The following is a 14,558-nucleotide window of genomic DNA, read 5'->3' as shown; positions in this document are numbered from 1 at the left end:
CCATGATTACAAAAAAACTTCTAGGTACAATCCTAATCCTTGTTTTGTTTCTTGAAATGCCCGCTTTATTGCGGGCTCAAGATACCTCGAAAGCTGATAACGATTTCCCGGTGAAAGGTTTTCATATCGATTTACGCATTCAGGTAATGACCCCTGAAGCACTTAAAGACTTTGCTAAACAACTTTCAGATTTCGGAATGAATACGTTGGTCATGGAGTGGGAAGGAACCTATCCCTTCGAAAAACATCCGACCATATCGAACAAATACTCTTATTCCCGTGAAGAGGTTGAAGATTTTATAGCCTATTGTGAGGGCTTGGGTATCAAGGTCGTTCCGCTACAGCAAAGTTTGGGGCATGTCGAATACATTTTAAGAAACTCGAGGTATAGTGAGCTTAAAGAAGATAGAAAAGATATCAGCCAGCTCTGCCCAATGGAATCGGAAGCCAGTAAGGCCCTGTTTACCGACCTGTTTGCCGATTTGGCCAAAACCCACAATTCAGATTATATACATATAGGTGGTGATGAAACCTACCTTTTGGGCCATTGTCCTAAATGTCAAAAAAAGGTAGAAGAGTCGGGCAAGTCTAAACTGTTCGTTGATCATATGAAAATGATATCTGAAATTGTCATCGGTTTGGGTAAAAAACCTGTAATGTGGGCAGATATCATTCTTAAACATCCGGAGGCGGCCTCTGAATTACCTCAAGAAACCATTTTTGTTGACTGGAACTACGGTTGGAAGATCAACCATTTCGGTGATGTTCCCGGTCTTCAAGAAAAAGGCTTTACTTTCTGGGGTTCACCTGCCATTAGATCGCACCCCGATAATTGGTATATAACCAATTGGCCGACACATTTTAAAAATCAAAAGGAGTTTATACCCTATGCCAGACAGGCCGGTTACAAAGGTATGGTAATGACTTCATGGTCTACCTCAGGGGTTTATGGCTTTACTTGGGATGTTGATTATGATGTGATGGATATGGTTCAGATCAGAAATACCTACCCTATGTCCGGTTTTAGAATATTAATTGCGAGTTATGCCCAAGCTTTGGAACAAGAAGAGCCTATGAATGCCAAATCTTTTGTGCTGCAGTATGCAAAAGACCGCTTTGGGCTATCAAAAAACGATTCTGAAAACCTTTGGCAATTTTTCTCGGCCAAACCCGAACTTATAAAAAATGGTCGACCGGTTTCAGATACTAGTATCGCTGATATCTACACCGATTTTGATAAAATTAGAAATGCCATTGTCAAAATCAATCCTAAAAAGAATATTTCTGAATTCGAGCACTATAAACTGATGGTTGATTTAAGAATGCACTACCTAAGGTTTAAAAAGGTCGAAGCAGCATATAATTCCGAAGATTTTTCTTTGGATGAAACTCCTTCGTTGATCAGTGAATTGGATGAAATATTGAAGGAAGCAGAAAAATTGAATAAACGATTTATCGACTTGAATACCGGATTTCTCTACGATGAAGAGTTGAGAGAACAAAACGAACTTAGGGTGCAGCAAGTAAAGGTGCTGCACGACCGTTTGGCCAAGGTAAAATAGAATTTGAATCAAAAGTAACTTAAACAAACCTCTACTATAGCCCATGCAATTACTCGATTGGATTGTTCTTTCATGTTATTTTGTTATGCTTCTCGGTATAGGTCTATGGGCGTATTTTCGTGTAAAGAGTTCGGCTGACTTTTATACCGCGGGAGGTAAGCTACCATGGTGGCTTTCGGGTATTTCTCATCATGTTTCGGGTTATAGTGGCGCCGTGTTTGTCGCCTATGCCGGTATTGCCTACACCCACGGCTTCAGTCTTTATGTATGGTGGGCGTTTACCGTTGCTTTGGCCACCTTATTGGCCGCCTTCTTTATTGCGCCAAGGTGGTCACGATTGAGAATTTATACCGGTATACAATCCCCGACCGAATATTTATTGAAGCGATATAATTTAAAGACCCAACAGTTGATTGCATGGACGGGCGCATTGATAAAGGTTTTTGATACAGGTGGTAAATTGGCTGCCATCGCTGTTTTATTGAATGTTTTTAGCGGGGCATCTATTACGTTCGGAATCATTTTAGTGGGGGTCATTTCTTTGATATACATAACCATTGGTGGTCTGTGGGCCGATGTGTGGAATGATTTTGGTCAATTTTTGGTACAGCTATTGGCTGGAATGACCATGTTTGTAATGATTCTAATGAAGTTAGACGATGGCCTGTCGGGCATATTCACCCTTTGGGATAGACTGCCTTCCGACCATTCTCAGCTTTTCAACGAGCCTTATACCATTGGTTTTGTAATCGTGATATTGATAATCAATTTTTTTAGTTATAGTGGTGGCACATGGAATTTGGCAACTCGATTTATATCATCAGGATCGGGCGAAGTGGCTAAAAAGGCCGCTATTTTATCTTCAACCTTATATTTTATATGGCCGTTGGTTTTGTTTTACCCAATGTTCGCTTCTCCCTTGTTTTTTGAAAATCTGGCCGACCCGACATTGTCATATGGTATGCTGGTAAAAGAGTTTTTGCCAACGGGTCTGGTAGGGCTGGTATTGGCCTCCCTTTTTGCCAATACCCTTTCAATGACAGCTTCGGATTCGAATACTGTTTCCGCAGTGATTAGCAGGGATATTTTACCAGTGCTTAATCCAAAAATAAAAGAATATGACGATGCCAAAAGACTGCGTTTGGCACGAGTAACCACATTTTGCTTTACGGTTTGCACGATTATAACGGCCTTGAATGCAAGTCATTTTGGTGGGGTCTTTGGCTTAATTGTGAGCTGGTTCGCTGCTTTATTAGGTCCCATATCCATTCCGATGATTTTAGGGTTGGTGCCTGCCTTTGCGAAAAGTAATGGGCGGGCGGCCCTTATTTCTATTGTAGGCGGGCTATTGACTTTTATAGGGCTCAAAATTTTTCCGATCGACTCGTTTGCCTTGGAGATAGGTGGCCCCACATTGGTTTCCTTTTTCCTTTTTGTCATCTACGGTCTTTTTAATGATAAGAAGGTGCCTGATGAGGTAAGGGAGCTACATATGAATTTATCAAAAGAGAAGAACTAACATGGTCATCGAGGCTTCGCACTATAAAACTGGAGATTCTTATAAAATTCATTTAAAAGATGGGTCGGTCACGCAAGTGTCCATGGGAAAACCGACACAGAGTGATTTAATCATCAGTCCTGGTCTGATAGACCTGCAAGTGAACGGTTTTAAGGGAGTTGATTTTAATAGTGACGATTTAACGGAGGCCCAAGTGGTCAAGGTGATTCATGAGTTATGGAAAGAAGGTGTTACTTCTTTTATGCCAACCTTGATTACTAATGCTGATATCAACATAGAAAATGCCATAGATTGTATTCGAAAAACCTGTGAAAGTAATCCATTGGTTCAACAATCAATAGCAGGTATTCATCTTGAAGGGCCGTTTCTTTCAAAAGAAGATGGTCCAAGGGGTGCGCACCCGAAAGAACATTTGAAGAACCCTGACTGGCAACTCTTTAAAAAGTGGCAAGAACGGGCTTCAGGTCTCATTAAAATAATCACTCTGGCACCTGAGCTGCCGGGTTCTGCAGCATTCATTAAAAAATGCAGTCAATCTGGGGTAGTGGTGTCGATGGGTCATACGGCTGCGCAAGCTGAACATATAGCTGAAGCTACTACGGCCGGAGCACGCATGTCTACCCACTTGGGCAATGCGGCCCATTTGAACCTTCCGCGACACCCGAATTATATTTGGGAGCAGTTGGCCTCAGACGATTTGTGGATATCTATTATTGCTGATGGTTTTCATTTGCCCGACTCGGTTTTAAAGGTCTTTTCAAGGGTTAAACCCTTGAAAAGTATTTTGGTCAGTGACTGTACAAAATTCGCTGGTTTATCCCCAGGAATATATAATTCCCATATAGGCGGTGATGTTGAACTAAATGAATCAGGTAGGTTATTCATGAAAAATACGCCGGAGCTATTGGCAGGTTCCGCACAATCGCTTTTGTGGTGTGTAAACCATATGTTTAAATCGGGTATAACTACGCTCGTCAATGCCATTGAAATGGCCAGTTGTAGCCCCAAACAATTACTCTATGACCAACCAATCTCATCAGAATTAGGAGAAAATACGGACTTGGTCATATTTGAAAAAATTTCAGGCGGAGGGCTAAAGGTCAAAAGCACTATTAAATCTGGCCAGCTCGTATTCACGCAATAAAATCATCCAATAAAATAGAAATTTATGAAATGCAAAAGGCTACTTTTCGCAATGCTCGTAATTTGCTCAACTTTTTGGGGCAGGAGTCTGGGGCAGGAGGTATCAATTATTCCCAAACCTAATTTTATTAAAGTCGAAAAGGGCAGTTATAAATTGAGCGGTAAAACATCAATTGTAGCTTCTGAAGATTTAGAAAATGAAGTGGTATATCTCAAGGAAATATTAAAATCAGGTTTTAATGAAAGTCCGAAACTCAAAAGAAAGGGTAAAGGAATCATTCTAGAGCTTGATTCAACTAAATCTCAAAAGTTGGGAGAGGAAGGTTATGAATTAAGCATTTCAGACGATGGAATAAAATTTACTGCTGCTCAACCGCGAGGCATTTTTTATGGTATACAAACCTTTCGTCAACTGTTGCCAAAAGAATTTGAGTATGAGAATAAAAAAGCCTTGATAGAGCTTCCTTTTTTGACGATTGTTGACAAGCCTCGATTTTCTTGGAGGGCCTTTATGTTAGATGAATCAAGACATTTTAAAGGTATGTCAACTGTAAAAAAGTTGATAGATCAATTAGCACTTTTAAAGATGAACACTTTTCACTGGCATTTGACAGATGATCAAGGATGGAGAATCGAGATTAAGAAATACCCTCAGTTAACCAAAATAGGTTCCCAAAGAAAAGATACACAGACCGCCAGAAAAAGTGATGAAAGAACAGGTGAACCACATGGAGGGTTTTACACTCAAGATGAGATTAGAGAGGTTATTGAATATGCAAAAGAGAGGCATATCACCATCGTTCCCGAAATTGAAATGCCGGGGCATGCTACGGCGGCGGTTGCTTCGTATAATTGGTTGGGTACTCTCGGTACCACTAAAGAAGTTTCCGAAACCTTCGGTAAACTTGATGAATCATTTAATGTTGCCGACCCCAAAGTGATCCGTTTTCTGAAGGATGTTTTAGATGAGGTCATGCTTTTGTTTCCCGGTAAGGTGATTCATATTGGTGGTGATGAGGTAAATTTTGAACCTTGGTTGAAAAACCATGTAATCGTTGATTATATGAAGAGTAACAATTTAAATTCTCCGATGGACCTTCAAATAAGTTTTACTAACGAAATGTCGAATTATATTGATAAAGCTGGTAAGAGAATGATGGGTTGGAATGAAATAATGGGGCATGATATTCATGAAGACCGCGGTTATACCGCCACCGAAACCTCCGAAAGATTAGCATCTTCGGCTATTGTGCATTTTTGGAAGGGAGAATTGGATTTAATCGGGAAAGCAGTAGAAGATGGGTATGATGTAGTTAATTCAAATCATTGGGATACCTATTTAGATTATACGTACAAAAGGTTGCCTTTGGCCAAGTCGTATGCATTCGACCCCATTCCAGATGGTTTGGAAGAGAAATACCATTCAAAAATAGTGGGTTTCGGTACCCAGATGTGGACGGAGTGGGTACCCACCGTTGCCAGCATGGAGAAACAAATTTTTCCTCGTTTGGCGGCCTATTCAGAAGTTGGCTGGACAAACTTAAGCGATAAAAACTTTGAGCAATTCCAACAAGCCTTGAAAAGGCTAAAATACATTTGGGAAGTTCAGGGTGTTGAGTATCAATAACCAAACCCACCTTCACCAATAAATAATAAATAGTATTTTGGTAGTCAACTTATCTAACCTAACGCTGATGAGAAACCATAAGATTTTTACAATGGAATTTGCAAGTGTTTACCCCCATTACATTACAAAAGCCGAAAAAAAAGGACGCACCAAAGAAGAGCTAGACGAAATAATTTTTTGGCTGACGGGATATGACCAAAAGTCTCTGGAGGAGATATTGTCAAATAGAACCGATTTTGAAACTTTTTTTGCGGAAGCTCCTCGATTGAACCCCAACGTCGATAAAATCAAAGGGGTCATCTGTGGCTATAGGGTCGAGGAAATCGAAGACCCGCTCATGCAGAAAATACGTTATTTAGACAAATTGGTAGATGAATTGGCCAAGGGCAAGGCTATGGAGAAAATACTTAGAAGTTGAATATTTTTACAATTCTAAAAATCAAATTTTCCCAATACGTGTAACAATAAGCGAAACTCACCTACCAACTAGTATATGAGAAAAGCACTACTTATCAATTCCATCGTTTGGGCGACCCTAATGTTAACTACCGCATATTTCTTTAAAGACTATACAAACTATAAGTTCTTTTTTCTTTTGCTGATTTTAGGTTCGGTAATTTCCAATTCTAGCCTACAAAAACAGAGGGTCTTAAATAAAAAGTCTTGTCGTTAGTAACGGAGCAATTCAATTTTTCTAAAATCTATTGGGTGGCTATTTGATTGCAACGAAATATACCCCTTTGTAACGCTGGAGTCGCCATTTTTTATGAATGCGTTTGCAAACTCATTTTCCGAATCATAGATTGGATTCGAATAGCTAAGTATCTCTTCGCCGTTTACATAGTGTTTGTAATGACCGTCGTTTACATCTATTTCAATGGTTACCCACTGGTCGCCATGAAAGGTTTTACTCTTTTTGGCAGGATTGCAGAATTCTGTACTTCTTTTTCCGTCAATTTCGACTTGCATACCAATACCGCAAATGGCTCCAAGAGGTCTTTCGTCCTTTCCGTTTCCTCCGTGTAGATTATATTCTAGACAAATAGGAAAACTTTGGTTTAGTTTAACAGTATTGGGTGGTTGGGTATGAACCTGAACTCCGCTATCACGATAGCCCCATTCGGGTGCGCCGGGCGCTGTTTCGCCAACAAACCTGTATTCGACTTTTAAGCGGTAGTTTTGTAACTCTTCATTGAAAAAAAGTGCGCCAAAACGGTCTTTGAACTCAGGTCCGTATTGATTGTACCTTATTTTCAGAATACCATCTTCGACTCGAAAGGTGTTTCCAAAGTTTTCATCTTGTGGGTACCCATTGATCTTCATGGTCCAACCATCTAAATTTTCTCCATTAAAAAGAGGCTGCCAATTAGCTTCTTTTTTAGAAACTACAGAATCGCTCTGTTTGTTTTCTTTCTTTTCTCCACAAGAGTTAAAAAGCATTAATACGTATAATGAAATAATGCCGAGTAAAAAGTATTTTTTGTTCATATCGAATAGGGTAATGGTCTCCCATATAAATGTACTCATATATTTTTTTGCCATAGGTTCACTTTAATACTATCGGAGAAAAATAGAAGCTTAATGATTCCAATTTTTATCTTTATTTGTCATACCAGCAATATCCAACAGCACAGTACAGGATACCTTTTGTTATTAAACTTACTATACTTGACTTTGGTGGTAAAAGAATTTGCTAAGCAAAGCATTCGTCCATTCTCAAATTTTTATCTGCTAAACTTTTTAAAATAGGGTTTTGAGAGGAGTGGTTGCAACTTAATTTTTGCCAAGTAACTAGTTCACATATGTCTGCTCAAGTAGAATCGAACATAGTAGAAATTCAAAAAAGGAATCATCTAGCCTTTAAGAGGTTGTTTGATTCATTGTATGGTGAATTAGTTATTTATGCTCAGACCTATCTTTATGATGAAGATTTAAGTAAAGATTTGGTGCAAGAAGCTTTTGTGAAAATATGGGAGAAAGCCGATAGACTTCAGATTCAGACCAATCTTAGGGCATACATGTATGCTATGGTAAGAAATAAATGTTTGAACCACCTGAAAAAATACAAAATCAGTGATAACGCCAAGTTTTTAGAGGAGCAGGCAGTTCTAGAATTTCAGGATCTTGATGAAGATATTGAATTTGATGAATTACAATTACTGCATCATAAGGTTCTTGAAGTGATGGATAGTCTACCACATAAAATGAGAACTATTGTCGAGCTCCGTTTCAAAGCAAGCTACCGTTATCAGGAAATTGCCGATGAATTGAATTTGTCGGTCAATACGGTTAAAACCCAATTACAAAGAGCAAAGGCCAAATTTTCAGAGCTTATTCTATTTCTACTGTTTTTGTTTCTTGATGTTTAAGACCATCGCTCGTTTTTCATAAACTTTTCTTTTTATGTTAAATTTTATCATTTTGATAAAATTTTGTCACCCATTTTGAAAATGTCGCTGTCTATTCTGTGTAAGCACGAAGTGTCTGTTATGGAATTTAAGCTGATCATAAAAAAACTCAATAATACTTTAACCGAGTCTGAAGCCAAAATCTTTGATGAATGGTTTACTGAATCGCCACGACATCGCGCCTATTTTAAAAGGGTTGCAAAAGAGTATAATTCTAAAAGTAGTCCTGAACTAAAAACAATAGAAGATTGGCCAAAAGTTCTCGCCAAAATAGAGAGAAGAAAGAATAGAACCATCTTCTTTAAATATGCTGCCTTGCTGACCATCTTTTTAAGTGTTGCTTCGCTGTGGTGGGTAAATAAACATACCGCGACGAACAGTACGATAAAGCCAACGCAAGTTTTGACCGCCGTTGAAGAAAAAATTGAGACAGGAACAAACAAGGCCATTTTAACTCTTGAAGACGGATCAAAGGTTTCGTTGCACAAAGGTCAGAAGTATGCAACGAGTTATGCATCGAGCAATGGCGAACAATTGGTGTACACACCATCGGACAAAAAGCCAAGTAACATAACTAAAAGTAATATTCTCGAAATCCCCAGAGGGGGGCAATTCTATATAGTACTGGCCGATAGTACCAAGGTTTGGGTCAACGCAGAAACAAAATTGAAATATCCGGTAAGTTTTCAGCCCAATGAAGAAAGACAGGTTGAATTGGTTTATGGTGAGGCTTATTTCGAAGTATCCCCTAGCTCGAAACACAACGGTTCTGCCTTTAGTGTAAAGACCGGAAATCAAGCGGTAAATGTTATCGGCACAGAGTTCAATATTAAGGCCTACAAAGAGGAGGCCCTCATTTCAACTACGTTGGTAGAAGGCAAAGTAAACATAGATAAGGGTGATGAAACTAAAAGGTTGACCCCCGGTCGTCAGTCACAGTTGGACAGGGTTACCAACGTCATCAATATCGAAGAGGTAGATGTCTATAATGAAATATCATGGAAAAACGGACTCTTTAGTTTTAAGAACAAACCATTAAAAGACATTATGGTAGTGCTTTCTAGATGGTACGACTTTGAGGTAGAGTTTCAGCAAAAAGATATTGAAGAAATTAAGTTCAACGGTGTTTTTAGAAGGGCCGAAGACATCACCGATATATTAGCTATCATTAAAAATACCAACGAAGTAGATTATGAAATCAACCAAAAACGAATCACTATGAAATAAAAAAAGGGAACGGAGTCTAGATCTGACAAATTTAAACCTCCATCCCCCATGTACATTGATCAACTTAAAATTAACCAACAAACAAATTTATGAAAACTAAACTACTTGGGGGCGGTCTATGCTACCTTAAGACCTCCCTATTATTTACCATGAGAATCTTCATTTTGTTCTTTACGATTCTTTCGTTTGGATTTAGCCCTGAAAATGGATTTTCTCAAAACGAAAGAGTGAAATTTAACTCAAGCGAAATTCTTTCGGTTGAAGAAATTCTTGAAGTTGTCAAAAAACAAACCGACTATAATTTTATTTATCGTTCGAATCTATTTGAGGGAAGCCCAAAAATTAAGATAGCCAAGGGCCATATTCGAATAGAAAAACTTCTTGAAAAGTGCGTGTTATCGGCCGGACTGGAATTTGAGTTTGCCAATGAAAACTCAATCTATCTAAGAAAGAAACAGGTGGCGAAAAAGAAAAAGGAAGCCCAAACATCGGTTACGGGTACGGTTACCGATGCCGACGGAATTCCATTACCAGGTGCGAATATAGTCGAGAAGGGCACCACCAAAGGGGTCACTGCTGATTTCGATGGTAAGTTTCAGATAGCTATTGCTGATTCAAATGCCATTTTAGTGGTTTCTTATATTGGCTATGCCAGCAAAGAAGTATCGGTAAATGGCCAATCAAGCCTTCAGGTTATGCTTGAGGAAAGTGCTGCGGGCTTAGATGAAGTGGTGGTTGTCGGCTATGGCACCAAACGGAAGAGAGATATTGTTTCCGCAGTTTCGGTAGTAGATTTAAAAGAGGTTAAAGATGTACCGGCCACTGATATATCAAGAATGATATTAGGCCAGGCCCCTGGGGTAGTGGTGAGTCAAAATTCCGGAAGGCCAGGTCAAGAAATGGATATAGTTATACGTGGTCTTAGTTCTTTGGGTGCTGATAGTAAACCTTTGTATGTTGTTGATGGGTTTGCAATCGGAACTTCCACTGGCCTTAGCATCGACCCAGGTGATATTGAGTCGATAACGATTCTGAAAGATGCCGCTTCAACGGCCATTTATGGGGCTCGAGGATCGAACGGGGTTGTTTTAATAAATACGAAAAGTGCCAAGGCAGGTCTTACATCGGTTACCCTAGATGTGGTTTCAGGCATACAGAACATACCGAGTGAACGAAGAACCAAAATGCTGAATGCGGTTGAATTTGGGCAATTTCAAAAAGAAAGTTGGGTCGATAAATTTATATTCAATGAGGGCAGGGAGCCAGCTGAATCTGAAATTCCCCTGCGTATAAGAAATCCCGAGAACAATACTACTTATACTGATTGGCAAGATGAAATAATGAACAGCGCGGCATTATTCAAAAAGTATAATCTCACCGTGACTTCAGGGGGTGAGAGAAGCAATTCTATCATCTCTATGGGTTATTTGAATCAAGAAGGCGCCATTGTTAAAACCAATTTCGAGCGCTTTAATGTGAGGGCCAACATTAATACAAGGATTACCGATAACATAAATATTGGTCTAAATGTAACCGGTTCAAGGTCAAACGAGCGATATATACCTGAGGGTAGTAGAGATTTGGTTACCGGAATTGCCCTTTGGGCAGACCCTAGAGAGCCCATTTATAATGAAGACGGTTCGTTCAATAATTATTTAGGAGGATATAATGCCGACGGAGATTTGATTTTCGGTAGTTTGAACCCTGTTCAACTTCTGCATGAAGAGAAAAATAAAAGACATATAAACAGGCTGTTGTCGAATATGTTCGTTGAGGTCGATTTTCTAAAGGATTTCAAGTTCAAATCGTCGGCCAATGTATCGCTGATTAGTCAAAGGCTTAATTCGTTTAGGCCCTCTACTTTGGCCTCTAACGGATTCAATGGTCCGCCTCCGAGAGATGCAAGTTTATCTGAAGAATATGGCGAAGAAATCAATTGGTCTGCCGATCAATTACTTTCTTACTCGAAGTCTATAGGCGAGTCTCATGGTCTAGATGTATTGCTTGGCTATACCGCGCAAGAGGCAACGCTTAGAAATATTGGTTCGCAAGGCACTAAATTTCCTGATGATCAAATTCGATTTTTACAAAATGCGGAAATTTTCAGTGTCAATTCCGGAGAAACAAGTTGGAGTTTGTTGGCTTATTTTGCCAGGTTGAACTACGATTTTAAAGACAAATACCTACTATCGGCCACTTATAGAAGAGAAGGTAGCTCAAGATTTGGATCAAATAATAGATGGGGAAGTTTTCCGGCCGTTTCTTTAGGTTGGAGGGTTTCAGACGAATCTTTTCTGCAAAACGCCGATTGGTTGAACGATCTAAAACTCAGGGCAAGTTTTGGGGTAACTGGCAACAATAATATCGGTAACTACCCGAGCCTTTCAACATTGACATCCTCCAATTATATATTAGGAAACAGCTTCGCACCTGGTAAAGTGCTGAACTCTTTGGCCAATCGCAATCTAGGATGGGAAGAATCGGATCAGTTCAACTATGGGGTCGATATAACAATTCTAGATAACACATTGGTTTTTACGGGGGAGTACTATAAGAAAACTACTGAGAATATGCTGTTGCCGGTAAATATTCCGGTCATCTCAGGTTTTGAGTCCACCTTTACGAATATAGGTAAGGTTCAGAATACGGGTATTGAATTTGCTCTTGGTTACCGTAACAGTATCGGAGAAGACCTTCGTGTTAGAAGTAATTTTAATATTTCATTCAATGATAACGAGGTCTTGGCGATAAATGATGATAATGACCAAATTAGAAATGGTGATTTTTATGGTACAAACAATGTTTCTCAAGTCGGTCGGCCTATCGGTATGCTTCATGGGTATAGAAATTTGGGAGTGTTCAACACGGTTGATCAGATCAATTCGAGTCCGACACAAGATGGCGCCATACCCGGCTCATTCATCTATTATGATGCCAATGGTGACGGAGAGATTTCATATGATACCACAGATTGGGTAGAGATTGGAAATCCGCATCCGGAGTACGTATGGTCGTTTAACTTGGGCCTAGATTATAAGGCGTTTGATTTCAATGCGATTCTGACCGGTGCCGAGAATTATGATGTTTATAGAAATATAGAATCTACAACGCTCAACCTTGATGGTGTTTTCAATGTAGACGCGAGGGCCAAAGAAAGATGGCGTTCTGCCGAAAACCCGGGCAATGGCAGGGTACCCACCACTACTTATTGGAAATGGGAAAGAGAGTCGAACTCTTTCTATGTTCACGATGCCAGTCATATTTGGATCAAGAATGTCTCTTTGGGGTATACCATTCCTCTCAACCCCGAGGGAGCTATCAGAAATGCTCGTATCTATATCAACACAGACAATCTCTACTTGTTTTCAGATTTTCCGGGAGGAAATCCACAGGTAAGTACGGCAGGCGGTATTAATCCCGGTCGAGATGATTCAGCTTATCCGGTGCCTAGAACGGTAACCTTAGGGGCAACCCTGTCATTTTAAACTCAAATCAACTATCTAAAAAAGTAAATCAATGAAAACGATATATAAAATAGGAGTTTTTATTCTGGCGGCTTTAGTATTCTCTTGCAGTAAAGACTTTCTTGATAAGACCGACCCCACACAATTAGGTGAAGAAACATTCTACAATACCGAAAATCAGTTAGAACAAGCGGTTTTTGGTATTTATGGGCAATTGCAGACCATTACCGCAGACCAATGGTTGTTGCAAGAGTTCGTCTCCGATAATACCACTGTGCATTTTAACGAAGGCAATAGGGGGCAGGGGCCGAACATAGAGTCGGTAGAATATTGGCAAATGAATTCGAACACTAGTTTGATCTATACTGCATACCGAAATATTTATAATACATTGGGTAATATCAATACGGTGCTTTTTAAACTTTCTGAAGCTGAAATTGATGCTACTTCGAAAGCAAGATTAGAGGGCGAAGCCAAATTTTTCAGGGCGTATTATTATTTTTTATTGTCTCAATACTTCGGTGATGCCATTTTGATTACAGAACCGATTGGGGATCCCTCAGAATCTTTTGAATATTCCCGTTCACCCGAATCAGAGGTATATGAACTGATTAAAAGCGATCTCGATTTTGCTGCCTCCGCTTTACCGGCTGTTTATGATTCTTCAGAAGCGGGCCGAATTACGAAGGGTGCGGCTTTAACTTTATTGGGCAAGGTTTACTTGACTTTAGCAGACTATAGCGAGGCTAAAACAACTCTTGAAGCAGTAATCGATTTGGGTATATATGACTTGTTACGTGATTATGGGGCTGTTTTCGACCCTAACAACAAGAACCATGTTGAATCAATTTTTGAAGTACAATTTCAAGGAGGCAACGATTTGGGTGAATCCAGTGGTTTTATCTATAATTTTTATCCCCTTTTTTCGGAAGGTGCGGTCACTGGTTTTGCTGGTATTAATGGGGGTGGATGGAACATCCCTACCAATGACCTCATTAGTTCTTATGAAGAAGGCGATTTGCGCAAAGCGGTTTCAATAAGTGAAGGCTACATCAACAACAATGATGAGTATGTGGCGGTACCTTTCATAGAAAAGTTTCATCACCCACATTCTATTCAGTCAAGACCTGATGACAACTGGCCTGTGCTAAGGTATGCAGATGTGCTTTTGATGTTGGCGGAAGCCATCAACGAAGAATCTGGCCCGAATGCACAAGCCTACGGCTACTTGAACCAAGTTAGGGAGCGTGCAGGATTGGAGTCTTTAGGAGGCTTGTCACAAGGTGAGTTTCGCGATGTTCTAAGGCACGAGAGAAGAATAGAGCTGGCATTTGAAAACCACCGTTGGTTCGATTTAAAACGTACCTTTAGTACAGCTGAGCTAGTTAGCTTTTTAAATGCCCATGGTGAAAGAGAAAGAAACAATCCTACTACGCCTCGAGGCCAAATAGGTTTTTCTCCGTCCGATTATCAGTTTGATGCTTTTGAAGTGCTTTTCCCGCTGCCGGAAAGAGAATTACTGGTGAATAAAAATTTAAAGCAAAACGACGGATATTGATCTCTTTAGATTGAAGAGTTGGTAAGTTGATATAATTCCATCAACATAAA

The 14,558-nt window shown here is 39.7% G+C and carries 10 protein-coding genes; 9 read left to right on the top strand and 1 reads right to left on the bottom strand.

Features of this window, described 5'->3' with window-relative positions; translation table 11 throughout:
• Positions 1-2 precede the first annotated feature (2 nt).
• The 5 genes from D1013_RS18540 (at position 3) to D1013_RS18520 (ending at position 6,269) form a co-directional block, all read left to right on the top strand.
• Entirely contained in the window at positions 3-1,562 is a 1,560-nt protein-coding gene (locus D1013_RS18540) for a family 20 glycosylhydrolase (RefSeq protein ID WP_205601261.1), read from the top strand.
• 43 nt (positions 1,563-1,605) lie between these two features.
• The gene (locus D1013_RS18535) at positions 1,606-3,081 is read left to right on the top strand and encodes a sodium:solute symporter family protein (RefSeq protein WP_121850245.1); all 1,476 of its coding nucleotides are present in this window, start codon (positions 1,606-1,608) and stop codon (positions 3,079-3,081) included.
• Between the two features lies 1 nt (position 3,082).
• Positions 3,083-4,225: an N-acetylglucosamine-6-phosphate deacetylase gene (locus D1013_RS18530; RefSeq protein ID WP_121850244.1), complete on the top strand. Its 1,143-nt coding sequence runs from the start codon at positions 3,083-3,085 to the stop codon at positions 4,223-4,225.
• A 24-nt stretch (positions 4,226-4,249) separates the two neighbouring features.
• Entirely contained in the window at positions 4,250-5,851 is a 1,602-nt protein-coding gene (locus D1013_RS18525; RefSeq protein ID WP_121850243.1) for a beta-N-acetylhexosaminidase, read from the top strand.
• A 67-nt stretch (positions 5,852-5,918) separates the two neighbouring features.
• Positions 5,919-6,269: a DUF2200 domain-containing protein gene (locus tag D1013_RS18520; protein ID WP_121850242.1), complete on the top strand. Its 351-nt coding sequence runs from the start codon at positions 5,919-5,921 to the stop codon at positions 6,267-6,269.
• Positions 6,270-6,520: 251 nt separating this feature from the next.
• On the opposite strand, the gene D1013_RS18515 is transcribed toward D1013_RS18520, so the two are convergent.
• A complete protein-coding gene (locus tag D1013_RS18515; RefSeq protein WP_225621403.1) occupies positions 6,521-7,378 on the bottom strand; it encodes a 3-keto-disaccharide hydrolase in 858 nt (285 codons plus the stop codon).
• 275 nt (positions 7,379-7,653) lie between these two features.
• Between D1013_RS18515 and D1013_RS18510 the strand changes: the two genes are divergently transcribed.
• The 4 genes from D1013_RS18510 to D1013_RS18495 all read left to right on the top strand — a co-directional run bounded on the left by D1013_RS18510 (position 7,654) and on the right by D1013_RS18495 (position 14,508).
• Positions 7,654-8,220: an RNA polymerase sigma-70 factor gene (locus D1013_RS18510; protein ID WP_121850241.1), complete on the top strand. Its 567-nt coding sequence runs from the start codon at positions 7,654-7,656 to the stop codon at positions 8,218-8,220.
• 120 nt (positions 8,221-8,340) lie between these two features.
• A complete protein-coding gene (locus tag D1013_RS18505; protein WP_162987947.1) occupies positions 8,341-9,486 on the top strand; it encodes a FecR family protein in 1,146 nt (381 codons plus the stop codon).
• A gap of 89 nt (positions 9,487-9,575) precedes the next feature.
• Positions 9,576-12,971, top strand: coding sequence for a SusC/RagA family TonB-linked outer membrane protein (locus D1013_RS18500; protein WP_205601260.1), 3,396 nt, complete (start codon positions 9,576-9,578; stop codon positions 12,969-12,971).
• Positions 12,972-13,002: 31 nt separating this feature from the next.
• Positions 13,003-14,508: a RagB/SusD family nutrient uptake outer membrane protein gene (locus D1013_RS18495; protein ID WP_121850238.1), complete on the top strand. Its 1,506-nt coding sequence runs from the start codon at positions 13,003-13,005 to the stop codon at positions 14,506-14,508.
• Positions 14,509-14,558 lie beyond the last annotated feature (50 nt).

This window comes from Euzebyella marina, from assembly GCF_003687485.1.
GTDB lineage: Bacteria > Bacteroidota > Bacteroidia > Flavobacteriales > Flavobacteriaceae > Euzebyella > Euzebyella marina.
The sequence above is the reverse complement of the archived record's forward strand: the minus strand, read 5'-3'. Positions and strand labels throughout refer to the sequence as shown.